Below are 24324 nucleotides of genomic sequence, written 5' to 3' on the forward strand. Positions count from 1 at the left end.
CGAGCCTTCCGACACGGAATCGCCCACCTTGACCTTGATTTCCTTCACGACGCCGCCTACCGGGCTCGGCACGTCCATCGTCGCCTTGTCCGACTCGAGCGTGACGAGCGACTGCTCCGGCTCGACCGTGTCGCCGACCTTCACGCCGATCTCGATCACCGGCACGTCCTTGTAATCGCCGATATCCGGCACCTTCACTTCGATCGCTTGACTCATCTGTTTCTGTCTCCATGGCCGTGCGCGCTTCTCGCGGAAGCGGCGCGCGGCATCACACGGCGTGTGCGTTAAACGGTCATCGGGTTGGGCTTCGACGGATCGAGGTTGTACTTGGCGATCGCGTCCGCGACCACCTTGCGCTCGATCGTGCCCTCGTCGGCCAGCGCGTTGAGCGCGGCGACGGTGACCCAGTGACGGTCGACTTCGAAGAAGTGACGCAGCTTCTCGCGGGTATCCGAGCGGCCGAAACCGTCGGTGCCCAGCACGACGAAGCGGCGATCGATCTGGCCGCGGATCTGGTCGACCAGCGCGCGGACGTAGTCGGTCGACGCGATGACCGGGCCCTGCGTGTCCTTCAGGCACTTCTGCACGTGCGACAGGCGACGCTCCTCGGTCGGATGGAGCAGGTTCCAGCGCTCGACCTGGTGGCCTTCACGCGCCAGCTCGGTGAAGCTCGGCACGCTCCACAGGTCGGCGGCGACGCCCCAGTCGTTCTTCAGCAGGTCGGCGGCAGCGATCACTTCGTTGAAGATCGTGCCCGCGCCGAGCAGCTGAACGCGCGGCGCCTTCTTGTCGGCGTCGGCCTTCTTGAACGAGTACATGCCCTTGATGATGTCGGCCGCCACGTGCTCGCCCTGCGGAATCGCCGGGTGCTCGTAGTTCTCGTTCATCACCGTGATGTAGTAGTACACGTCTTCCTGGTCCTGCACCATGCGGCGCAGGCCGTCCTGGACGATCACCGCGAGCTCGTAGCCGAAGGTCGGGTCGTAGCTCACGCAGTTCGGCACCGATGCCGCCCACAGGAGCGAGTGACCGTCTTCGTGCTGCAGGCCTTCGCCGTTCAGCGTCGTGCGGCCCGCGGTACCGCCGAGCAGGAAGCCGCGCGAACGCATGTCGCCCGCGGCCCATGCCAGGTCGCCGATCCGCTGGAAGCCGAACATCGAATAGAAGATGTAGAACGGCACCATGATCTCGCCGTGCGTCGAATACGACGTCGCCGCCGCGATCCAGTCGCACATGCCGCCCGCTTCGTTGATGCCTTCCTGCAGGATCTGGCCGGTCTCCGATTCCTTGTAGAACATCAGCTGGTCGGAATCTTCAGGCACGTACTTCTGGCCCTGCTGGTTCCAGATACCGATCTGGCGGAACAGGCCTTCCATGCCGAACGTACGCGATTCGTCCGGGACGATCGGCACGACGCGCTTGCCGAGCGCCTTGTCCTTCAGCAGGATGTTCAGGATCCGCACGAACGCCATCGTCGTCGAGATCTCGCGGCCCTCGCCCGTGCCCTTCAGCAACGGTTCGAACGCGTCGAGCGCCGGCACCGGCAGCGACGTCGCCTTCTCGCGGCGATGCGGCAGGTAGCCGCCGAGATCCATGCGCTGCTTGCGCATGTATTCGAGTTCCTTCGAGCCTTCCTCGAACTTCAGGTACGGCACGTCGGCGATCTGCTCGTCGGTGATCGGCAGGCGGAACTGGTCACGGAACTTCTTCAGTTGCTCGACCGGCAGCTTCTTCTGCTGGTGCGTGATGTTCATCGCCTGGCCCGATTCGCCCATCCCGTAGCCCTTGATGGTCTTCGCGAGAATGACGGTCGGCGCACCCTTCGTGTTCGTGGCTTCGTGGAAAGCCGCGTAGATCTTGTGCGGATCGTGGCCGCCGCGGTTCAGCGCCCAGATGTCGTCGTCGGACCAGTCGGCGACGAGCGCCTTCAGTTCAGGCGTGTTGAAGAAGTGCTCGCGCACGAACGCGCCCGACTCCGACTTGTACGTCTGGTACTCGCCGTCGACGACTTCCATCATGCGGCGCATCAGCGCGCCCGTCTTGTCGCGTGCGAACAGCGCATCCCAGCGGCTGCCCCAGATGACCTTGATCACGTTCCAGCCGGCACCGCGGAATTCCGATTCCAGTTCCTGGATGATCTTGCCGTTGCCGCGCACCGGGCCGTCGAGACGCTGCAGGTTGCAGTTGATCACGAACACGAGGTTGTCGAGCTTTTCGCGGCTCGCCATCCCGATCGCGCCGAGCGATTCCGGCTCGTCCGTCTCGCCGTCGCCGAGGAATGCCCATACCTTGCGGCCTTCCGTCTTCGCGATGCCGCGCGCTTCCAGATACTTCATGAAACGTGCCTGGTAGATCGCCATGATCGGGCCGAGGCCCATCGACACGGTCGGGAACTGCCAGAAGTCCGGCATCAGCCACGGGTGCGGGTACGACGAAATGCCGTTGCCGTCGACTTCCTGGCGGAAGTTGTCGAGCTGCTCTTCCTTCAGGCGGCCGAGCAGGAATGCGCGCGAGTAGACGCCCGGCGACGAGTGGCCCTGCACGAACACGAGATCGCCGCCGTGCTGCTCGGACGCTGCGTGCCAGAAATGGTTGTAGCCGACGTCATAGAGCGTCGCGGCCGACGCGAACGACGCGATGTGGCCGCCGACGTTCGTGTCCTTGCCTGCACGCAGCACCATCGCCAGCGCGTTCCAGCGCGTGTACGAACGGATGCGGTGCTCGATGTCCTGGTCGCCAGGGATCTTCGCCTGGGCTTCGACCGGGATCGTGTTGATGTACGGGGTATTGGCGGAGAACGGCAGGTGTTCGCCGTGCATGCGGGCGAACTCGATCTGCTTTTCGATCAGGTAATGCGCGCGGCCGGTGCCCACGGAGGAGATCACGCCATCGAGCGACTCCAGCCACTCGACGGTTTCTTGCGGGTCGTCGTCACGTTCGGCGGCGACATATTTCATCACTTCGTTCGGTACAGCGGACATTCTCGTCTCCTGGGTCCTGGAATGTGAGGATCGCTCTCGTGCAGACGACGCGACGCGACCGGCTGCGGGCAAGCTCCAGCGGATTGTAATGAGCGTGCGCGGGCCTGCGCAACAAAATTTTCGAATAGTGAGATCTTTTCTCGCAATGCGGAATATTGCTGCGCTGCACCCATATTTCGGGGCTCTCCGGCGCGTCCCGGCGAAACAAATCCGTTTCCGTTCAACATATCCGGTATAGGTTTTCCATGTATTGCGCTGCGCTACAATCCTGCCATGTTGACCGATCGGCTTTTCGCACGCTCGGCGCGACCGTCGGGCCCGCCGGCGGAGTCGCAGCCGTCCCGTTGGCACCACGGACCGTGGTGGTCCAATTCCTATTTGCTGACGCCACTGCTGTCGATCCTCGTGTTCCTGGTGGTGATGAGCCTCATCCTGTGGAGCCTCAACCGCCGCGAACAGCAGCAGCAGGAAGACACCCTCTTCCGGAACGTCGCGTGGGCGCAGCAGCAGATCCGCCTGTCGATGACGGGCGCGCAGGAACAGCTCCAGGCACTGTCGCGCGACCTCGCATCCGGCCGCCTCGACCAGAACGCGTTCCAGATGGCCGTCGCGGACGTGATGCAGACGCACCCGGAAATCCTCTACCTGAACTGGTACACGTCGCCCGGCGTACAGCGCTGGCCGACCGTGCATCCGCCGCTGCTCGGCCAGCGGCTCGCGAAGCCCGGCGAAGCGCAGATGCAGGACGCCGTGCGCGGCGCATACGACGAGGCGCGCAGCACGCGCCGCCAGGCCTATTCGCCGCTGATCTACGACGACTTCGGCAACGGCTTCATCACGCTGCAGACGCCCGTCATGCGCGGCGACCGCGAGTACCTCGGCTCGATCGCCGCGGTGTTCTCGGTCGAAGGCATCCTGAAGCACGACATCCCGCAGGAACTGTCGTCGAAGTACAAGATCTCGATCACCGACGCGAACAACCGCGAGCTGTCGTCCACGTCGACGCGCCCGCGCCTGCCGCGCGACTCGCACTACGACCTGCCGCTCGATCCGCCCGGCCAGGGGCTGACCGTGCGCGTGTACGCATTCCCGCAGCTCACGAACCTCACCAACAACACGCTCGTGTGGCTCGTGGCGGGCCTGTCGTGCTTCGTGCTGTGGAGCCTCTGGAGCCTGTGGAAGCACACGCGCCAGCGCTTCGAGGCGCAGCAGGCGCTGTACGCGGAAGCGTTCTTCCGCCGCGCGATGGAGAATTCGGTGCTGATCGGCATGCGCGTGCTCGACATGCACGGCCGCATCACGCACGTGAACCCCGCGTTCTGCCGGATGACGGGCTGGGACGAAACCGACCTCGTCGGCAAGGTCGCGCCGTTCCCGTACTGGCCGCGCGACGCTTACCCGGAAATGCAGCGCCAGCTCGACATGACGCTGCGCGGCAAGGCGCCGAGCTCGGGCTTCGAGCTGCGCGTGCGGCGCAAGAACGGCACGCTGTTCCATGCGCGCCTGTACGTGTCGCCGCTGATCGACAGTTCGGGCCGCCAGACCGGCTGGATGTCGTCGATGACCGACATCACCGAGCCGAAGCGTGCACGCGAGGAACTCGCGGCCGCGCACGAGCGCTTCACGACGGTGCTCGAAAGCCTCGACGCCGCGGTGTCGGTGCTGGCCGCCGACGAAGCCGAGCTGCTGTTCGCGAACCGCTATTACCGCCACCTGTTCGGCATTCGTCCGGACGGCCATCTCGAGCTGTCGGGCGGCGGCTTCGACCGCGCGCAGGCATCGTCCGACTCGATCGACATGGTCGACGCGTTCGCGGGCCTGCCGGCCGCCGCGCTGACGAGCAGCACCGCCGATGCGCAGGAGGTGTACGTCGAGAGCATCCAGAAGTGGTTCGAGGTGCGCCGCCAGTACATACAGTGGGTCGACGGCCACCTCGCGCAGATGCAGATCGCGACCGACATCACGACCCGCAAGAAGGCGCAGGAGCTCGCGCACCAGCAGGAAGAGAAGCTGCAGTTCACGAGCCGATTGATGACGATGGGTGAAATGGCGTCGTCGATTGCTCACGAATTGAATCAGCCGCTCGCCGCGATCAACAACTACTGCTCGGGAACGCTTGCGCTCGTGAAGAGCGGCCGCGGCACGCCCGAGACGCTGCAGCCCGCGCTGGAAAAGACCGCGCAGCAGGCGCTGCGCGCCGGGATGATCGTCAAGCGGATCCGCGAATTCGTGAAGCGCAGCGAACCGAAGCGCCAGCCGGCCCGGGTCGCGGACATCGTCGCCGACGCGGTCGGGCTCGCTGAAATCGAGGCCAGGAAGCGCAGGATCCGGATCGTCACGGAAATCCTCGCAAGAATGCCTATTATTTATGTCGACCCCGTGCTGATCGAGCAGGTGCTCGTGAACCTGATGAAGAACGCGGCCGAGGCGATGGCCGACGTGAAGCCGGCGTCGGCGGACGGCGTGATCCGCGTCATCGCCGACATCGAGGCGGGATTCGTCGACATCCGCGTGATCGACCAGGGCCCGGGCGTCGACGAAGCGACCGCCGAGCGCCTGTTCGAACCGTTTTACAGCACCAAGTCCGATGGCATGGGCATGGGGCTGAACATCTGCCGTTCGATCATCGAATCGCATCGGGGGCGTCTGTGGGTGGTCAACAACGTCGAGCCGGATGGCCGCATTTCCGGCGCGACGTTCCACTGCAGCCTGCCCATTGGGGAACCCGCTGATCTCGGCCAAGGGGGGCGCGAGGCATCGGCATCACATACCGTTACGGGAGAACTATGAATAGCCCTGTCACCACCACTCAGGAAACCGTCTTCGTCGTCGACGACGACGAGGCCGTACGGGACTCGCTGCGCTGGCTGCTGGAGGCGAACGGCTATCGCGTGCAATGCTTCTCGAGCGCCGAGCAGTTCCTCGATGCGTACCAGCCGGCGCAGCAGGCCGGCCAGATCGCGTGCCTGATCCTCGACGTGCGGATGTCGGGCATGAGCGGTCTCGAGCTGCAGGAGCGCCTGATCGCCGACAATGCCGCGCTGCCGATCATCTTCGTCACGGGTCACGGCGACGTGCCGATGGCCGTGTCGACGATGAAAAAGGGTGCGATGGACTTTATCGAGAAACCGTTCGACGAAGCCGAGCTGCGCAAGCTCGTCGAGCGGATGCTCGACAAGGCCCGAAGCGAAAGCAAGAGCGTCCAGGAGCAGCGTGCCGCGAGCGAACGCCTGTCGAAGCTGACCGCGCGCGAGCAGCAGGTGCTCGAACGGATCATCGCGGGCCGCCTGAACAAGCAGATCGCCGACGATCTCGGCATCAGCATCAAGACGGTCGAAGCGCACCGCGCGAACATCATGGAAAAGCTCAACGTCAATACGGTGGCGGACCTGCTGCGCCTCGCGCTGTCGAAGAAGCAGGCCTGAGCGTCGCACGCGGCTCCGGGCAGCCCTGCCCGGCCGGCCGCACATCGGACACTACCGCGCCGCGCGATGCGGCCCACTCGCGCGGCATCCCGGCGCTTCCTCCCGGAGCGCCGGCACCGGCGCCATGACGCTTTCCTTGTATTCACTGTCGGACGACGGCAGGCGACCGGTATAATTGCGTGCTTTGCTGCGGCGCTTCGCGTGCCGCACGCCCGCATTCCAACTTCCCGGCAGGACCACCACCATGACAGCCCTCCTCATCGACGGCAACGCCCTCTCGAAGACCTTGCGCGCGCAGGCCGCCGAACGCGCCGCCGCCCTGACCGCACGCGGCCACCAGCCCGGTCTCGCGGTGATCCTCGTCGGCGCCAACCCGGCGAGCGAAGTCTACGTGCGCAACAAGATCAAGGCGTGCGAGGACAACGGCTTCTTCTCGCTGAAGGATGCGTACCCGGCCACGCTGTCGGAAGCCGACCTGCTCGCGCGCATCGACGAGCTGAACCGCGACCCGAAGATCCACGGCATCCTCGTCCAGCTGCCGCTGCCCGCGCACATCGACAGCCACAAGGTGATCGAGGCGATCGCGCCGGAGAAGGACGTCGACGGCTTCCACATCGCGAACGCCGGCGCGCTGATGACCGGCAAGCCGCTGTTCCGGCCGTGCACGCCGTACGGCGTGATGAAGATGTTCGAGGCGCACGGCATCGCGCTGCAGGGTGCGAACGCGGTCGTGATCGGCCGCTCGAACATCGTCGGCAAGCCGATGGCGATGATGCTGCTCGACGCCGGCGCGACCGTGACGATCTGCCATAGCAAGACGCGTGACCTCGCCGCGCATACGCGGCAGGCCGATGTCGTGGTCGCCGCGGTCGGCAAGCGCAACATCCTGACCGCCGACATGGTGAAGCCCGGCGCGACGGTGATCGACGTCGGCATGAACCGCGACGATGCGGGCAAGCTGTGCGGCGACGTCGACTTCGCGGGCGTGAAGGAAGTGGCCGGCCACATCACGCCGGTGCCGGGCGGCGTCGGCCCGATGACCATCACGATGCTGCTGATCAACACGATCGAAGCCGCCGAGCGCGCGGCCGACGCAGCCGCCTGACCCTGCCCGTTCAGCCGGCGTGCGGTTCCGCGCGCCGGCGCCTCGCCGGCCGCGCCTCGCCGGCCGCACCTTGCCGGCTGCCCCATCCCGCATTCGACCCCGCGCCAATCGCGTCGTTAGAAACTAACGATTGGAAAGCGCGCGATGCGCCCCAATAATGTCGATATCGGGCGCCGCGCTGCCGTGCGCGCCTTACCCTTTTCACTCCGGTTCATCCGGCAACAGACAGGGAGTCTTATGTCCGCCAGCGCCAACACCAACCCGCTTCTCGACTTCTCGGGCCTGCCCCGCTTCGGCGAGATCCGCCCGGAACACGTGACGCCCGCGCTCGACACGCTGCTCGATGCCGCCAACCGCGCGGTCGAGACGGCGAGCGCCGCCGCGACGCCGGCAACCTGGGCGGATGTCGTCGAGACGGTCGAGCACGCGACGGAGCCGCTCGGTCGCGCGTGGGGCATCGTCGGCCACCTGAACGCGGTCGCCGATACGCCCGAATTGCGGGCCGCCTACGGCGAAAACCTGCCGCGCGTGACCGAATTCTGGTCGAGCGTCGGCCAGAACCTCGCGCTGTACGAGAAGTACAAGGCGATCGCCGCGAGTGCCGAATACGCAACGCTGTCCACCGAACGCAAAAAGATTCTCGACAACGCGCTGCGCGATTTCCGCCTGTCGGGCGCCGAGCTGCCCGAGGACCAGAAGCCGCGCTTCGCCGAACTGCAGGAACAGCAGGCCGCGCTGTCGAAGGCCTTCTCCGATCACGTGCTCGACGCGACCAACGCGTACGCGTACATCGTGCAGGACGACGCCGAACTGGCCGGCCTGCCCGGCGACGCGATCGAGGCCGCCCGCGAAGCCGCGCAGAAGGACGGCAAGGAAGGCTGGAAATTCACGCTGCACTTCCCGTCGTACTTCCCGGTGCTGCAATACGCCGACAACCGCGCGCTGCGCGAGACGCTCTACCGCGCCTATGCGACGCGCGCGTCGGAACTCGGGCCGCAGTACGGCGACGGCAAGGCCGAATGGGACAACACGGCGATCGTCGCCGATGCGCTGAAGCTGCGCCGCGAAGAGGCGCAGATGCTCGGCTACCGCAACTTCGCCGAAGTGTCGCTCGCGCCGAAGATGGCCGAATCGCCCCAGCAGGTGATCGCGTTCCTCGAGGATCTCGCGACGCGCGCACGCCCGCACGCGGACAAGGACTGGGACGAGCTGCGCACGTTCGCCGCGAAGGAACTCGGCCTCGCCGAGCTCGCGCCGTGGGACGTCGCATACGCGGCCGAGAAGCTGCGCCAGCAGCGCTACGCGTTCTCGGAAAACGAGGTCAAGCAGTACTTCCCGGAGCCGGCCGCGCTGAAGGGCCTGTTCACCGTCACCGAGACGCTGTTCGGCGTCCAGATCAAGCCGGACGATGCGCCGGTGTGGCACAAGGACGTGCGCTTCTTCCGCGTCGAAAACCGCGACGGCTCGCTCGTCGCGCAGTTCTATCTCGACCTGTACGCGCGCGAAGGCAAGCGCGGCGGCGCGTGGATGGACGACGCGCGTTCGCGCGCGAAGCGCGGCAGCACCGTGCAGACGCCGGTCGCGTACCTGACCTGCAACTTCTCGGCACCGGTCGGCGGCAAGCCCGCATGCTTCACGCACGACGAAGTCATCACGCTGTTCCATGAATTCGGCCACGGGCTGCACCACATGCTCACGCGCGTCGACGAGCTCGGCGTGTCGGGCATCAACGGCGTCGAATGGGATGCCGTCGAGCTGCCGTCGCAGTTCATGGAAAACTTCTGCTGGGAATGGGACGTGCTGTCGTCGATGTCGTCGCACGTCGATACGGGCGCCGCGCTGCCGCGCGAGCTGTTCGACAAGATGATCGCCGCGAAGAACTTCCAGAGCGGGCTCGGCACGCTGCGCCAGATCGTGTTCTCGATGTTCGACATGCTGCTGCACGTCGACTTCGACCCGGCCGGCGCCACCGGCGTGACCGCATTCGCGCGCGAGATCAACGAACGCTATCACGTGATCCCGCAAGCCGCGTTCTCGCGCTGGCCGAACACGTTCAGCCACATCTTCGCGGGCGGCTACGCGGCCGGCTACTACAGCTACAAGTGGGCCGAGGTGCTGTCGGCCGATGCGTACGCGGCGTTCGAGGAAGCGGCCGCCGCGAGCGGCAGCGTGCTCGACGCGGCGACCGGCACGCGCTATCGCCGCGAAATCCTCGAGGTCGGCGGCAGCCGCCCGGCGATGGATTCGTTCAAGGCGTTCCGCGGCCGCGAACCGCAGATCGATGCGCTGCTGCGCCACAACGGGATGGCCGCACCCGCGCACTGAGCGCCCGCTGTCCGGCTCGTCCGGCTGCATCGAAAGGCACCGCCGCGGCGGTGCCTTTTTTTCATGGCGCCGGGAGTTCGCCGGCTGCGTCGTCGGCGTTACCGGCTTCGTCGTCGAACAGCGAGAACTGCCCGTGGCGCTCGGCGGTATCCTCGTCGATGCGCACGCCGACGCCGAGCAGCCGCACCGCCTGCGCACGCCGTTGCAGCCCCTTCGCGAGCAGCGTGACGGCCGTATCCGCATGCGTCGCGTCGGCCACGCACTCGACCGTCGTCCGCTGGAAATCGGCGAAGCGGATCTTCACGTACAGCTTGCGGATCGACCGCGCGGCACCCGCCCGTGCGATACGCGCGTCGAGCTGCACGACGAGGCGGCGGATTTCTGCCGCGCACTGCTCGAGCGTCGTCAGATCGGTGACGTAGGTCGTCTCGACGCTGACCGACTTGCGCTCCTGGTCGGCCTGCACCGGCCGCTCGTCGATCCCGCGCGACAATTCGTACAGCCGCCGCCCGAACGCGCCGAATTCGCGGTGCAGGTCGATCAGCGGCCAGTCGCGCAATTGCGCGCAGGTCTGGATGCCGAGCCGGTCGAGCCGCGAGGCCGTCACCTTGCCGACGCCGTGCAGCTTGCGCACCGGCAGCGCCGCGACGAACGCGTCGATCTCGTGCGGCCGCACGACGAACAGCCCGTCGGGCTTGTTCCAGTCGGACGCGATCTTCGCGATGAACTTGTTCGGCGCGACGCCGGCCGACACGGTCACGCCGACCGTATCGTGCACGCGCTGACGGATCTCCCGCGCAATCAGCGTCGCACTCCCCTGGCACCGCTCCGACCCGCTGACGTCGAGGTACGCCTCGTCGAGCGACAGCGGCTCGACGTCGGGCGTGTAGTCGCGATAGATCGCCATGATCTGCCGCGATGCCGCGCGGTACTTGTCCATCGCGGACGGCAGGATCAGCAGGTCCGGACACTTGCGCATCGCCAGCGCCGACGACATCGCCGAATGCACGCCGTAGCGCCGCGCCTCGTAGTTGCAGGTCGCGATCACGCCGCGCTGGTCGGGCCGGCCGCCGACCGCGAGCGGCCGGTTGCGCAGCGACGGGTCGTCGCGCATCTCGACCGACGCGTAGAAGCAGTCGCAATCGCAATGAATGATCTTGCGCATGCGCGGCAGCACGTCGCCCGGCGGCGGCGCGTGCAGATCGGCAGGCGGAATGATGGTCGGGTTCACGGTGCCGATACTGTACAAAAACACAGTGCCGGTTTCAACTGTCGCGTGCGGTCGCGCCCGGCTGTGCCGTACCGGCCCGCTTTGCGCGGATCGTACCGGCCGGCGCGGGCAGCGGCGCCTATACTCGTCTGCCGCAATACACGAAACGCAAAGGTGACGGATGAAGACGATCGGACTGATCGGCGGGATGAGCTGGGAATCGTCGGCCGAGTACTACCGGATGATCAATCGCCATTCGAAGGCGCTGCACGGCGGACATCACAACGCGAAAAGCGTGCTGGTCACGGTCGATTTCGCGGAGATCGAAGCACTGCAGCGCACGCACGACTGGGCCGCGCTCGGCGAGCGGATGGCGAGCGCCGCGCGGCAGCTCGAAGCGGCCGGCGCCGATCTTGTCGTGCTGACGACCAATACGATGCATCGCGTCCACGCCGCGATCGAAGCCGCGGTGACGCTGCCGTTCCTGCACATCGCCGATCCGACCGGCGCCGCGCTGCGCGATGCGGGCATCGAGCGCGTCGCGCTGCTGGGCACGCGCTACACGATGGAGTTGCCGTTCTACGCGGAGCGGTTGCGCGACAGGTTCGGCATGGAGGTGCTCGTGCCGGACGAACGCGGGCGCGACGACGTGCACCGGATCATCTACGACGAGCTGTGCCACGGCATCATCGCGCCGGAATCGCGCGCAACGTACGTGACGATCATCGAGGAACTGGCGACGCGCGGCGCCCAGGCGGTGATCCTCGGTTGCACGGAAATCACGCTGCTGATCGGCGCGGACGACTCGCCGCTGCCGGTGTTCGATACGACCGCGCTGCATGCGAAGGCGGCGGTCGAGTGGGCGGCACGATAGCGGCGCCGCGCGCAGAAAACAAAAAACCCGGCATGGAGCCGGGTTCTTGTCGACGAAGCGCGCATCGGTCATATGCGCTGCACATCGTCTGGTGTGCTTGGTTGCGGGGGTAGGATTTGAACCTACGACCTTCGGGTTATGAGCCCGACGAGCTGCCAGACTGCTCCACCCCGCGTCAGAGAAGTAAATTATAGGGTGAGGAAGTACTCACGTCAATACTTTTGTCACAATTTCTTCCCGATTCCCCGTGACGGCGGTGCGAGGCACCGCCCCCGCCCCGCACGACGGGCGCGTTCGCACCGCGTGCTCGCGGTAAGATGGCGGCCTTCGCATTTACCCCGCACGCACACTCCCGTTCATGAAAATCGCCACCTGGAACGTCAACTCGCTCAACGTCCGCAAACAGCACGTACTCGACTGGCTCGCGCAAAGCGGCACCGACGTGCTGTGCCTGCAGGAACTGAAGCTGCCGGACGAGAAATTCCCGCGCGCCGATCTTGAAGCCGCCGGCTACCGCAGCTGGTTCACGGGCCAGAAGACCTACAACGGCGTCGCGATCCTCGCGCGCGACACGCTGTCCGTCGACGAATCGGACGTCGTGCGCAACATTCCGGGCTTCGACGATCCCCAGCAGCGCGTGATCGCCGCGACGGTCGACGGCGTGCGCATCGTGTCCGCGTATTTCCCGAACGGCCAGGCGCCCGACTCGGACAAGTTCGTCTACAAGATGCAATGGCTCGACGCGCTGCAGGCGTGGCTGCGCACCGAGCTGCAGCGCTACCCGAAGCTCGCGCTGCTCGGCGACTACAACATCGCGCCGGAAGACCGCGACGTGCACGACCCCGCGAAATGGGAAGGCCAGAACCTCGTGTCGCCGCAGGAGCGCGCCCACTTCGCGCAACTGATCGAACTCGGCTTCGTCGATGCGTTCCGCCGCTTCGAACAGCCGGAGAAGACCTTCACGTGGTGGGACTACCGGATGATGGCGTTCCGCCGCAACGCGGGGCTGCGCATCGACCACGTGCTGCTGTCGCCGGCGCTCGCGCAAACCTGCACGTCGTGCGAGGTCGATCGCACGCCGCGCACGTGGGAACAGCCGTCCGACCACACGCCCGTGGTCGCGGTCGTCGGCTGACCGGGCAGCCCGCGCGCGTTCAGCGCCGCGCGGGCGCCGGCCCGAGATGGGCCCACAGGAACCCGAATTCCGCCGCGTCGGCTTCCGCGCGTTCCAGATCGTCGGCGCTGCCGTGGCCGCCGTCGGTGTTCTCCCAATACCACACCCGTTCGTGACCGAGCGCATGCATGCGCGCGGCCATCTTGCGCGCATGCGCGGGATGCACGCGGTCGTCGCGCGTCGACGTCGTCAGCAGTAACGGCGGATACGCGACGCCTTCACGCACGCGGTGATACGGCGAATACGCGGCCAGCGCCGCACCCTCGTGCGGATCGTCCGGGTCGCCGTATTCGTCGAGCCACGCGGCGCCCGCGTGCAGCTTCGGATAGCGCCGCATGTCGAGCAGCGGCACGCGGCAGAGCACCGCGCCGAACAGCTCCGGCCGCTGCACCATGCACGCGGCAACCAGCAGCCCGCCGTTGCTGCCGCCCTCGATGCCGAGCTGCGCGGCGCTCGTCACGCCGGTCGCGGCCAGGTCCTCGGCCACCGCGATGAAATCGTCGAACGAGCGCTGGCGGTGTTCGCGCTGCGCGTCGACGTGCCAGCGCGGCCCGAACTCGCCGCCGCCGCGGATGTGCGCGAACGCCATCACGCCGCCGCGCTCGAGCCACCCGATGCCGAACGCGTCGCTGTAGCCCGGCAGGTTCGGGATCGCAAAACCGCCGTAGCCCGACAACAAACACGGCCGCGCGACGCGCGTGGCGCCTTCGCCCGGATCGAGTGCATCGCGCGGCCCGATCAGCGTGTACGGCACCATCGTGCCGTCTTGCGAGCGCGCGCTCGCGCGGCGCACGACGAGCCCCGTCGCGTCGAACTGCACCGGCGGCCGGTCGAGCAGCACGCGGCGCGACGACGCATCGTCCGCGCGGTCGGCCAGATCCGCCAGCCAGCATTCGGGCGGATCGAGATAGGTGTCGACGTCGACGTACACCTCGTCGTTCAGCGTCGCCTCGACGGGCTCGACGTCGATCTGCGCGTCGCCCGCCCACTCGAACGGCCGCGCATCCCATGTCCACGTACCGTCGTCGACCTGTCGCGGTTGCCACAGCAGCGTGCGGTTGTGCACGTCGTCGAGCCAGCTCGCGATCAGCGTCGTGCGCGTGTGCGTCCACGTGCACGCGGACGTCGTCGGCTGCGGCGCGAACAGTGTCGTGAGTTCACGCGACCCGGCCAGGAACGCCTGCTCGCGGATCGCCAGCAGCGAGCCGCCCGCATGGCGCACGCCGCCGCAATCCCAGTCGAGGCGCGGCTCCAGCATGAGCCAGCCTTCCCAGAACCCGACCTCGACATGGGGCGGCACGTCGTAGCGCGCCCACTCGCCCGCATCGGTCAGCCGGTACGCATGCGCGTCGAAGAAGTCGACGCTGCGCCACGCGACGTGGCGGTTGTCGATCGGATCGAACCCCGCGCCCGCGCTGATGTCGTCGGGTTCGCCGCTGAAGACGACCGGCGCATCGGCAAGCGCGGTGCCGCGCACCCAGCGCCGCGCTTCATACGGATAGCCGGCCGCGGTGGCATGCGCGTCGCCGCGATCCCAGCTCACGTAGACGGTATCGCGATCGATCCAGCCGACCGTGTGATGCCCCGGCTCGTCGATCGTGAAGCCGCCGTCGACGAAACGACGTTCGACGAGATCGAATTCGCGCACGACGACCGCGTCGGCACCGCCCGGCGACAGCGACAGCAGCGCGCGATCGCCGTCCGGGTACAGGATCGCATCCTGCTCGAACACCCACGATTCGCCCTCCTCCGCGCCGAGCGCATCGACGTCGAGCAGCGTTTCCCACGCCGGCCGGCCTGCACGCCAGTCGTCCCAGCGCGTGCGGCGCCACAGCCCCTTCGGATGGAGATCGTCCTGCCACAGGTCGTAGGCCCAGTCGCGCCAGCGGGTTGGAATCACCGGGCGTTCGCGCGGCAGGTACGCTTTCGCGAGGCGCGCCGTGAGCGCGCGATAGGCATCGTCGTCACGCAGCGCGGCGCGCGTGCGCGCGTTCTGCTCGTCGACCCACGTGCGGGCGCGCTTGCTGTCGAGCGCTTCGAGGAAACGGAACGGGTCGGCCCCGGCGGGCCAGCGGAAGGAATCGGACATTGCGGATGGGCGGAATGGCAAACGGCGTGCAAACCGCGATTATGTCCGATCGCGGCATGCGCGATGCCCGCGCATGCCGCAATTCGTGCTCAGGGCTCCAGATGGAGTTCCTGGATCTTGCGCGTGATCGTGTTGCGGCCGATGCCGAGGCGCTCCGCGGCCTCGACCTTGCGACCGCGCGTGAAGTCGAGCGCCTCGCGGATCACGGCCGCCTCGAAGCGGCGTGCGAGTTCGTCCATCACGTCGGCCGAATTCTCGCGCAACAGCCGTGCAACCTCGGTGCGCAAACCATGCTCCCACACCGGATAGCCGGCCGGCGCGCTGCCGTTCGGCGCGGCCGCGACAGGCGCGGACGCCACCGGCGCCGTGCCCGTCACCGGTGCCGAGAGTGCCGTATCGCCACCACCGACGTGCGTGCCCGCACCTTCGCCTGCAGCGACGACCGGCGCGCCGGCCGGCACGAGGTCGGGCGGCAGGTCCTTGATCTCGACCGTCTGCGCGGGCGCCATCACGGTCAGCCAGTTCGCGAGGTTCTCGAGCTGGCGCACGTTGCCGGGAAACGCGAGCGACGTCAGGTAGGCCAGCGCCTCGTCGGACACGCGTTTCGGCTCGACGCCGAGATCGCGCGCGCTCTTCTGCAGGAAGTGGCGCGTGAGCAGCGCGATGTCCTCGCTGCGCTCGCGCAGCGGCGGCAGCCGCAGCCGGATCACGTTGAGCCGGTGGTAAAGGTCTTCGCGGAACAGGCCCTGCCGCACGCGCGATTCGAGGTTCTGGTGCGTCGCGGCGATCACGCGCACGTTCGCGCGCAGCGGGTTGTGCCCGCCGACCCGATAGAACTGCCCGTCCGACAGCACGCGCAACAGGCGCGTCTGCAGGTCGAACGGCATGTCGCCGATTTCGTCGAGGAACAGCGTGCCGTTCTCGGCCTGCTCGAAGCGGCCCTGCCGCGTCGACTGCGCGCCGGTGAACGCGCCGCGCTCATGACCGAACAGCTCGGATTCGAGCAGGTCCTTCGGGATCGCCGCGGTGTTCAGCGCGATGAACGGCCCGTTCGCGCGCGGGCTGTGACGGTGCAGCGCACGCGCGACGAGCTCCTTGCCGGTGCCCGATTCGCCGGTGATCAGCACGGTCGCGGCCGAGTGCGACAGGCGGCCGATCGCGCGGAACATGTCCTGCATCGCGGGCGCCTGGCCCAGCATCTCGGGCGCCTCGGCCACGCGCTCGTCCTGCGGCACGCCGCCGCGCAGGCTTTCCTCGACGGCGCGGCGGATCAGCTCGACCGCCTTGTCGACGTCGAACGGCTTCGCAAGATATTCGAACGCGCCGCCCTGGAACGCCGCGACGGCGCTGTCGAGATCGGAGAACGCCGTCATGATGATGACGGGCAGGCCCGGCAGGCGCTCGTGCATCGCCTGCAGCAACTCGAGGCCCGAGCCGCCCGGCATCCGGATGTCGGATACGAGCACCTGCGGCGTCTCGTGGTCGAGCGCGGCCAGCGCGTCGCGCACGTTCGCGAAGCTCTTCGTCGCGAAGCTGTCCCGGGCGAGCGCCTTTTCAAGCACCCAGCGGATCGATTGGTCGTCGTCTACTATCCAGATCGGCTTCATAGGTCGGTCAGATATTGGTGAATCCGGTGAATCGCCATGCCGTCGCTCAATGATCGAGCGGCAGCAGGATCTGAAATTCGGTACGTCCGGGCCGGCTTTCGACCTCGATCGTCCCGTCGTGCTGCTGCACGAACGTCTGCGCGAGCGTCAGGCCGAGGCCGCTGCCGTCGTCGCGCCCGGACACGAGCGGGTAGAAGATCCGGTCGCGGATGTCTTCCGGGATGCCGGGTCCGTTGTCGATCACGTGCAAGTCCAGTGCCAGCCGGTACAGGCGCTTCGCGATCGTCACCTTGCGCGCGATGCGCGTGCGCAACTCGATCTTCGCGTCGCCCTGCGCGATCCGTTCGCGCAGCGCCTGCGCCGCGTTGCGCACGATGTTGAGCAGCGCCTGGATCAGTTGCTCCTTGTCGCCGCGCAGGTCCGGCACGCTCACGTCGTAGTCGCGCTCGATCGTGAGCCCGCGCGGGAATTCCGCGAGCATCACCGCGCGCACGCGTTCGCATACTTCATGAATGTTCACGTCGCCGACGATGTGCGGATGCCGGTGCGGCTCCAGCAACCGGTCGACGAGCGTCTGCAGGCGGTCGGACTCCTTGATGATCACCTGCGTGTATTCGCGCAACTCGCCGCGCTCGCGCTCGCCGAGTTCGAATTCGAGCAGCTGGGCCGCGCCGCGAATGCCGCCGAGCGGATTCTTGATCTCGTGCGCGAGGTTGCGGATCAGCTGCTTGTTGACCGCGGTCAGGTCGTGGATGCGCTCCTCGCGATCGGTGCGCGACTGCCGTTCGTTCTCGAACAGCTCGACGAGCACGAAATCGGGCGCGGTCTCGAGGAAGCCGACGATCGCGTGCACGTGCAGCGGTTCGCGGCCGGGCCGGTCGAGCACGGTATCGAGGTGCGTCGCGTGAAAGCGCTCCTCGCCGATCGCGGTGATCGTCGACGCCAGTTCGTTCGCGTTCGGAAAGATCTCGCCCCACGGCCGCTGCGCGAGCTGCCGGCGCGAGATGTCGAGCATCGCCTCCGCGGAGGGGTTCGCGAACGCGATCCGCAGCGTCTTGCGGTCGAGCACGAGCACGACCGTCGGCAGCGCTTCCAGCCCTGCCAGCAGGCCCGAGCGTGCGAGCCGCTCGTCGTCCGTCAGTCGCTCGGGCTGCCCCGTTTTCGCCTTGATCAGATTCTTCAGAACCATCTGCGTGCTTGTCGCGCCTCAACGGGCCAGAAAGGGAAAATCACCGGAACAAAAAAGGGACGGCTGAACGCCGCCCCTTTCAGACTCCGCCGCCCCCGCCGCCAACCGCGCGGCGGGAACGAACCGGCAAAACGGCGCTGAATCGAAGCGCCATCGCCGATTACAGCGAGTAGTACATCTCGAACTCGATCGGGTGCGTCGTCATGCGGAACTTCGCCAGCTCCTGCTCCTTCAGCGCGAGGTACGCGTCGATCATGCCGTCCGTGAACACGCCGCCGCGCGTCAGGAACTCGCGATCCTTGTCGAGCGCTTCGAGTGCCTGGTCGAGGCCCGCGCAGACGGTCGGGATCTTTGCATCCTCTTCCGGCGGCAGGTCGTACAGGTTCTTGTCCGCTGCTTCACCCGGATGGATCTTGTTCTGGATCCCGTCGAGGCCGGCCATCATCAGCGCCGTGAAGCACAGGTACGGGTTCGCCATCGGATCCGGGAAGCGCGTTTCGATACGGCGGCCTTTCGGGTTCGACACGTGCGGAATGCGGATCGATGCCGAACGGTTGCGCGCCGAGTACGCGAGCTTGACCGGTGCTTCGAAGTGCGGGACCAGACGCTTGTACGAGTTCGTCGTCGGGTTCGTGATCGCGTTCAGTGCACGGGCGTGCTTGATGATGCCGCCGATGTAGAACAGCGCCAGTTCCGACAGGCCGGCGTAGCCGTTGCCCGCGAACAGGTTCTGGCCGTCCTTCCAGATCGACTGGTGAACGTGCATGCCCGAACCGTTGTCGCCGACGACCGGCTTCGGCATGAACGTCGCCGTCTTGCCGTACGAGTGCGCGACGTTGTGGATGATGTACTTCGACCATTGCGTCCAGTCGGCGCGCTGAACCAGCGTCGAGAACTTCGTGCCGATTTCGTTCTGGCCCTGGCCCGCCACTTCGTGGTGGTGCACTTCGACCGGAATGCCGAGCTGTTCGAGCAGCAGGCACATTTCCGAACGCATGTCCTGGAACGTGTCGACCGGTGCGACCGGGAAGTAGCCGCCCTTCGTGCCCGGACGGTGGCCCGTGTTGCCGCCTTCGAATTCCTTGCCTGCCGACCACGGCGCTTCTTCCGAGTTGATCTTCACGAAGCAGCCCGACATGTCCGTGTTCCACTGGACCGAGTCGAAAATGAAGAATTCCGGTTCCGGACCGAAGTAGGCCGTGTCGCCGATGCCCGTGCTCTTCAGATACGCTTCGCCGCGCTTCGCGAGCGAACGCGGATCGCGCTCGTAGCCCTTGCCGTCGGCCGGCTCGACCACGTCGCAGGTCAGCACGAGGGTCGACTCTTCATAGAACGGGTCGACGAAAGCGGCGCTCGGGTCCGGCATGAGCAGCATGTCCGACGCCTCGATGCCCTTCCAGCCGGCGATCGACGAGCCGTCGAATGCATGGCCGCTTTCGAACTTGTCTTCGTCAAACGCCGAAACCGGCACCGACACGTGCTGCTCCTTGCCGCGCGTATCCGTGAAGCGGAAATCGACAAACTTGACGTCCTCGTCCTTCACGAGCTGCATGACGTCGGCGACGGTTTTACTCATAACCTCTTCTCCTGATTAGAACAATTCCGGCGGACTGGGAACCGCCTCGTTTATCGAGCTGACCGGGGTCTTGCTTTGGCGCAGCGCGCCCCGATTCGACCGAATTCTATATAGCAGCTTCCGTGCCACCTTTGCGAACGACGGGCGCAAATCGCGCCGGGGCTCGCCACGACAGGGCCGGGCTGCGCGATTCCGGGGCCTTGCGCCGCACTGGTCGCTCGCCGAAAGCACCGCAATGGTGCAATTCCGGCAGCCCGCCGCAACCAAGGAATCATTCTGGTGCATGCGTGCCATTCTGCACTTTTTTGGTGAGTGCGTGGGCCACGCGTGCACCGCACCGCACGCGGTCATCCGTACCGCGACGCCGCGCTAGAATGCTCGCTTGACCGATACGGAGACTCCCTGCCATGAGTACGCTCGACCAGCTTTACGCGAAGGCCGACGAACGCCGCGCCCAAGGCGCGCTCAACTACGCCGGGGCGCTGCTGCCGGCCGAAGCCTTCGAACTGCTGCAGCTCGATCCGTCGGCGCGCCTCGTCGACGTGCGCACCCGCGCCGAACTCGACTGGATCGGCCGCCCGCTCGTCGGCGACGGCCAGTACCTGCACCTCGAATGGACGCGCTACCCGGGCGGCGTGCCGAACGCCGAATTCGTCAACGAACTGAAAGCGGCCCTCCCGGCCGATACCCCCATCCTGTTCCTGTGCCGCAGCGCCGCGCGCTCGAAGCTCGCCGCGGTCGCCTCCACGCAGGCCGGCTTCACGAAGGCGTTCGACCTGCTCGAAGGCTTCGAGGGCGCGAAGGACGCCGAAGGCCACCGCAAGACGGTCGACGGCTGGTGCTTCCGGAAACTGCCGTGGATCGGCGCCTGACGGCGCGCTGCGCCCGCCGGTGACGACAGCCTCATCGTCGAGCCGGGCGATGACATGCCGATGACGGGCCGCGTTGCGCGGCCCGTGGTTTTTGTGCGGCCGGCTGGCGCGCCGCTCAGGCGCGCGACGCCTCGGCTTCGACGACGTCGCCGCCGAGCAGGTGCACGCCCTCGCGCAGCTTCACGTACGCGGCCGCGACCGCTTCCGGCTCGCCCTTCACGCCGAGGTCGATGTGACGGCGCGCGAAGATCCCGCCACGCTCCGCATCACCCACGCTCGGCAGGCTGAACACGCGCACGCCCGGGAAATCGCGCTCGATGCGCTCCATCAACGGCGTGAGCGTCGATTCCGGCAGCTCGAACACGTACAGCGAACGCTCCGCGTGCGGCGTCGCGTGATGCAGGTGTGCGTACTTCGTATCGAGCACCCATTCGATCATCGGCCACGCCATCACCGGGAAACCCGGCACGAAGTGCAGGTCGCCGACCGAGAAACCGGGAATCCGGTTGTAGCCGTTCGGGATGATCGTCGCGCCCACCGGAAACACGCCCATGTTGAAGCGGTGCTGGTTCTCCGGAGAATCGAAATCGACCGGCGTGGCCGGGTCGGTGTGGGTTTCGCGGATCCGCTCCGAAATCAGCACCTTCGCTTCCGGGTGCAGCTCGAGCGTCACGCCGAGCGCGGCGGCCGCGCACTGGCGCGTGTGGTCGTCCGGCGTCGCGCCGATCCCGCCCGTCGAGAACACGATGTCGCCCGATGCGATCGCGCGTGCGAGCGTCGCCGTGATGCGCGCCGGATCGTCGCCGACGTATTCGGCCCAGTCGAGCGCGAGGCCGCGTGCGCCGAGCAGCTCGATGACCTTCGCCAGATGCTTGTCCTGCCGGCGGCCCGAAAGGATTTCGTCGCCGATGATGATGATGCCGATGCTCATGCCTGCCCCATGTCGATTGCGGTGGCGCGCGAACTCGCACGCAGGTCCTCCAGCGCGCGCAGGCAATAATGCCCGAACCACAGCGCCGAGAAGACGAGGATGAAAGCGTAAACCCAGATCATGGCCGCCGCGACGAACGGGAACAGCACCATCATCCAGACCGACGATACCCACACGAAGGTCGGCACGGTGCCGAGCAGCCCGGTCGCGACGCCGATGCCGATCAGCGGCCAGCGGTGCCGGCGCACGAGCGCCCGGCGCTCGTCGCGGCTCGCGTGCAGCGCGAGCGCGTCGTAGGTCATCACGCGGTACGTGAGCCAGCCCCAGATCACGGGCGGCAGCAGCGCGAAAAACGGTGGAATCAGCCACAGCGGGATCGTGACGACCAGCACGACGACACCGGCCAGCGCCGCCCACAGCGAATTGAACACGCTGCCGAAGAAGGTGCCGCCCCGCTTCGGCTCGAGCGCCGCGAACTGCCGGTTCGACAGGTGCTTGATCACGACCGGCATCGAAATCGTCGCGATCAGCAGCAGCACGGTCAGCACGATCAGCGGAATCGCGAGCGACACGACCACGAACGGCGCGACGACCGCATGCAGCTGCGACATGCCGATCGCGTCGAACGCGCGGTACAGCAGGGCCGTCAGCACGAAGCCGTCGAGCGCGCCGCGTGCGAGGTCCAGCAGCGTCTGCCACGAGAACCACAGCACGACGCCCCACAGGACGGCCGAGACAAGAAACGGCATCAGGGTGAGCCAGAGCATGCGCGGATGCAGTGCGCTCGCGAATGCCCGGACGAAGGAACGCAGCAAGTCGTTCATGCGAGCCTGTATCGACGGAGAAAAACGGGGAAAGGATAAACCACGCGGCCCGCATGCGCCAAAGCACATGCGGGCCGCGTGGGAGAGCCGCTCAACGTGGGAATGGCCGGATCAGGCCGACGCCGCGCCGCGCTTGGCGGGGAACAGGCGCCGGAAGATCCGCACGAACGCGAGGCCGTGCTGCGCCCAGAAGCCTTCGCCGTAGGACACGCCCTCGACCTGGTCGCGGATGCCGGTCGGCTCGACCGTGCGGTTCCACGACGCGGTGCCGAACATCATGTCCCACCACGGGAACAGCACGCCGAAGTTGCAGCCGTACTTCGTGCCTTCGTGGCCGTAGCCGACCGCGTGGTGGCGCCGGTGGAAGATCGGGCTCACGAACAGGCGCTCGCCGAGCCAGCCGAACGACAGGCGCGCGTTCGTGTGCTGAATGCTCTGCATGAAGTTGGTGAACGCGGTCAGCACGACGAACTGCGACGGCGTCACGCCGATCACGAGCGCGATCGCCGCGAAGAAGCACGACTGGATCACGTCGTCGAGCACGTGGTTGCGGTCGTCGCACCACAGCGACATCTGGCGCTGGCTGTGATGCACGGCGTGCAGCTCCCACCAGACGCCGAACTTGTGCTGCCAGCGGTGATACCAGTAGCCGGCGAAGTCGAGCACGACGAGATAGATCGCGAACGCGACGATCGGCTTCGAGGTCACGCCCGGCCACAGGTAGTCGAGGTTGACGTTCGCGACCCCGTGCAGGCGCAGCCACGCCTGGAAGTTGTCGAACAGCGGCTGCAGCGCGAAGAAGAAGAACAGCGAATAGATGCCGAGCTTCGCGATCGCGGTGTAGATCACGTCGACCCGCACGGCACGGCGGTTCGTCCAGCGCTCGACGGGCCGCAGCGCCTCGAGCGGGCGCAGCAGCACGAACATCAGCACCATCTGCAGCGCGCCGACGATCACCCAGTACAGCGCGTCGTAGGTGTCCTCGTCGTAGTCCATCAGGTTGAACTTGAAGAGGAGCGGCTGCACGACGTCGACGTACAGCCAGGTCTGGATGTCCGATACGAACGCATCGATCAGGTGCAGCATCGTTCTCCCCCGCCCGTCACGCGCCGTTCGCGGCGCGCCACGGCGCGCGGTCGTAGAAGTAGATCCCGTGCGGCGAACGGCCGACGGCGATCGTCTGCACCAGCTTGCGCGACGCCAGGTCGATGATCCCGACCTTCTTCGCGAAGCGGAACGTCACCCACAGCGTCTTCTTGTCGGCGGACAGCTCCATGTCGTCCGGACCCGGCAGCAGGCCGGTGATGTCGCCGACGTTGGTGAGCGTGTTCTCGTCGATGATGCTGATCGTGTTCGCGACCCGGTTCGTCACGGCGACGTGCGTGCCGTCGGCGAGCGAACGGAAGTTGTGCGCGCCCTTGCCGGTATAGATCTGCTTGACGACCTTCTGGTTGCGCCAGTCGACCACCGCGACGTAATCCGCGCCCGTCATCCCGACGAGCAGGTACTTGTCGTCCGGCGTGAGCCACAGGCCGGCCGGCACCTTGCCGACCTTCATCTTCCACTTGACCGTCTGCGTCGGCAGGTCGATCGCCGCGATCTCGCCGGACACCTGCAGCGACACGAGCAGCGTCTTGCTGTCCTTCGTGAACGCGAGGTGGCTCGGCATGACTTCGAGCGGCACGCGCTTCACGAGCTTCAGGTCGCGGCCGTCGTAGCCGTAGATGTCGACGCGGTCGAGGCGCAGGCCGGCGGCCGCGAACCACTTGCGGTCGGGCGAGAAACCGAGCTGGTAAGGATCGTCGATCCCTTCGACGGTGCGCTGCAGCTTGCCCGTCTTCGGATCGAGGAACATCAGGCTGTTCGAGACCGAATTTGCAACGATCAGCGACGAATTGTCGGGCGTTGCCATCAGATGGTGCGGTTCCTTGCCGGTCGGCATCGTGCCGACGACCTGACGGGTCTGCTGGTCGATCAGGGAAAGCGTCGCTTCGGCCGAATTGAGGATGATCACGTTATTCGCGTGGGCGGCGGGCGCCAGCACGGCGGCGGCCAGCGCGAGCGTGCGGCCGAGGGAAAGGAAAGTGCGCATGAAGACTCACGTCGTGGAACAACCGTCATTGTAAAACGTTCAACCGGCCC

General features: G+C 66.7%; 19 protein-coding genes and 1 tRNA gene. 7 read left to right on the plus strand and 13 right to left on the minus strand.

Annotated features, from left to right (window positions below; translation table 11 throughout):
* Together ABY44_RS04195 and aceE are read right to left on the minus strand one after the other, a co-directional pair.
* Positions 1–216: biotin/lipoyl-containing protein (locus ABY44_RS04195; RefSeq protein WP_304502887.1), on the minus strand; the 216-nt coding region annotated here is incomplete at its 3' end.
* Between the two features lie 68 nt (positions 217–284).
* The gene (gene aceE / locus ABY44_RS04200; protein WP_027786961.1) at positions 285–2981 is read right to left on the minus strand and encodes a pyruvate dehydrogenase (acetyl-transferring), homodimeric type; all 2697 of its coding nucleotides are present in this window, start codon (positions 2979–2981) and stop codon (positions 285–287) included.
* A gap of 273 nt (positions 2982–3254) precedes the next feature.
* Between aceE and fixL the strand changes: the two genes are divergently transcribed.
* Together fixL and fixJ are read left to right on the plus strand one after the other, a co-directional pair.
* Positions 3255–5771, plus strand: coding sequence for an oxygen sensor histidine kinase FixL (fixL, locus tag ABY44_RS04205; protein ID WP_027786960.1), 2517 nt, complete (start codon positions 3255–3257; stop codon positions 5769–5771).
* Positions 5768–6406 carry an oxygen response regulator transcription factor FixJ gene (gene fixJ / locus ABY44_RS04210; protein WP_006493245.1) on the plus strand — a complete coding sequence of 213 codons (639 nt, stop codon included), beginning with the start codon at positions 5768–5770 and terminating at the stop codon, positions 6404–6406. Before fixL ends, fixJ begins: the two co-directional genes overlap by 4 nt.
* 51 nt (positions 6407–6457) lie before the next feature.
* Here the strand turns inward: fixJ and ABY44_RS04215 are convergent, their stop codons facing one another.
* A complete protein-coding gene (locus ABY44_RS04215) occupies positions 6458–6652 on the minus strand; it encodes a hypothetical protein (RefSeq protein ID WP_027786959.1) in 195 nt (64 codons plus the stop codon).
* Between ABY44_RS04215 and folD the strand changes: the two genes are divergently transcribed.
* Both folD and ABY44_RS04225 read left to right on the plus strand, forming a co-directional pair.
* On the plus strand, positions 6651–7511 hold the full coding sequence (folD, locus tag ABY44_RS04220; RefSeq protein WP_027786958.1) for a bifunctional methylenetetrahydrofolate dehydrogenase/methenyltetrahydrofolate cyclohydrolase FolD: 861 nt from the start codon (positions 6651–6653) through the stop codon (positions 7509–7511). The genes ABY44_RS04215 and folD overlap by 2 nt on opposite strands.
* A gap of 237 nt (positions 7512–7748) precedes the next feature.
* Complete coding sequence (locus ABY44_RS04225; protein ID WP_027786957.1) at positions 7749–9836, plus strand: M3 family metallopeptidase; 2088 nt, start codon at positions 7749–7751, stop codon at positions 9834–9836.
* A 61-nt stretch (positions 9837–9897) separates the two neighbouring features.
* Here the strand turns inward: ABY44_RS04225 and dinB are convergent, their stop codons facing one another.
* Complete coding sequence (gene dinB, locus ABY44_RS04230) at positions 9898–11091, minus strand: DNA polymerase IV (RefSeq protein ID WP_060169983.1); 1194 nt, start codon at positions 11089–11091, stop codon at positions 9898–9900.
* A 136-nt stretch (positions 11092–11227) separates the two neighbouring features.
* Here dinB and ABY44_RS04235 point away from each other — a divergent pair, with 136 nt between their 5' ends.
* Positions 11228–11920, plus strand: coding sequence for an aspartate/glutamate racemase family protein (locus ABY44_RS04235; RefSeq protein ID WP_060169985.1), 693 nt, complete (start codon positions 11228–11230; stop codon positions 11918–11920).
* Between the two features lie 98 nt (positions 11921–12018).
* Here the strand turns inward: ABY44_RS04235 and ABY44_RS04240 are convergent.
* Positions 12019–12095, minus strand: a tRNA-Met gene (locus ABY44_RS04240).
* Positions 12096–12278: 183 nt separating this feature from the next.
* On the opposite strand from ABY44_RS04240, the gene xth reads away from it, so the two are divergent.
* Positions 12279–13055, plus strand: a complete 777-nt coding sequence (gene xth / locus ABY44_RS04245; RefSeq protein ID WP_048024087.1) for an exodeoxyribonuclease III — start codon at positions 12279–12281, stop codon at positions 13053–13055.
* Between the two features lie 19 nt (positions 13056–13074).
* Here the strand turns inward: xth and ABY44_RS04250 are convergent, their stop codons facing one another.
* The 4 genes from ABY44_RS04250 to glnA form a co-directional block, all read right to left on the minus strand.
* The gene (locus ABY44_RS04250) at positions 13075–15183 is read right to left on the minus strand and encodes a prolyl oligopeptidase family serine peptidase (RefSeq protein WP_060169987.1); all 2109 of its coding nucleotides are present in this window, start codon (positions 15181–15183) and stop codon (positions 13075–13077) included.
* Positions 15184–15272: 89 nt separating this feature from the next.
* Positions 15273–16790 carry a nitrogen regulation protein NR(I) gene (gene ntrC, locus ABY44_RS04255; RefSeq protein ID WP_021157654.1) on the minus strand — a complete coding sequence of 506 codons (1518 nt, stop codon included), beginning with the start codon at positions 16788–16790 and terminating at the stop codon, positions 15273–15275.
* Positions 16791–16836: 46 nt separating this feature from the next.
* Complete coding sequence (glnL, locus tag ABY44_RS04260; protein WP_021157653.1) at positions 16837–17979, minus strand: nitrogen regulation protein NR(II); 1143 nt, start codon at positions 17977–17979, stop codon at positions 16837–16839.
* 160 nt (positions 17980–18139) lie between these two features.
* Complete coding sequence (glnA, locus tag ABY44_RS04265) at positions 18140–19555, minus strand: type I glutamate--ammonia ligase (protein ID WP_017331833.1); 1416 nt, start codon at positions 19553–19555, stop codon at positions 18140–18142.
* Positions 19556–19962: 407 nt separating this feature from the next.
* Between glnA and ABY44_RS04270 the strand changes: the two genes are divergently transcribed.
* On the plus strand, positions 19963–20427 hold the full coding sequence (locus ABY44_RS04270) for a rhodanese-like domain-containing protein (RefSeq protein ID WP_027786952.1): 465 nt from the start codon (positions 19963–19965) through the stop codon (positions 20425–20427).
* Between the two features lie 115 nt (positions 20428–20542).
* Here ABY44_RS04270 and ABY44_RS04275 read toward each other — a convergent pair whose 3' ends face one another.
* The 4 genes from ABY44_RS04275 to ABY44_RS04290 all read right to left on the minus strand — a co-directional run bounded on the left by ABY44_RS04275 (position 20543) and on the right by ABY44_RS04290 (position 24274).
* Positions 20543–21358 carry a competence/damage-inducible protein A gene (locus tag ABY44_RS04275; protein ID WP_021157650.1) on the minus strand — a complete coding sequence of 272 codons (816 nt, stop codon included), beginning with the start codon at positions 21356–21358 and terminating at the stop codon, positions 20543–20545.
* Positions 21355–22182 (minus strand): EI24 domain-containing protein, encoded by an 828-nt coding sequence (locus tag ABY44_RS04280; protein WP_059699126.1) that lies wholly within the window; start codon positions 22180–22182, stop codon positions 21355–21357. The genes ABY44_RS04275 and ABY44_RS04280 overlap by 4 nt, the downstream gene beginning before the upstream one ends.
* Positions 22183–22293: 111 nt before the next feature.
* Positions 22294–23268 (minus strand): sterol desaturase family protein, encoded by a 975-nt coding sequence (locus ABY44_RS04285; RefSeq protein WP_021157648.1) that lies wholly within the window; start codon positions 23266–23268, stop codon positions 22294–22296.
* Positions 23269–23284: 16 nt separating this feature from the next.
* A complete protein-coding gene (locus tag ABY44_RS04290) occupies positions 23285–24274 on the minus strand; it encodes a beta-propeller fold lactonase family protein (RefSeq protein WP_027786950.1) in 990 nt (329 codons plus the stop codon).
* Between the last annotated feature and the right edge of the window lie 50 nt (positions 24275–24324).

The sequence above is a fragment of the Burkholderia sp. ZZQ-2 genome (genome assembly GCF_050768715.1).
GTDB classification, from domain to species: domain Bacteria; phylum Pseudomonadota; class Gammaproteobacteria; order Burkholderiales; family Burkholderiaceae; genus Burkholderia; species Burkholderia cepacia.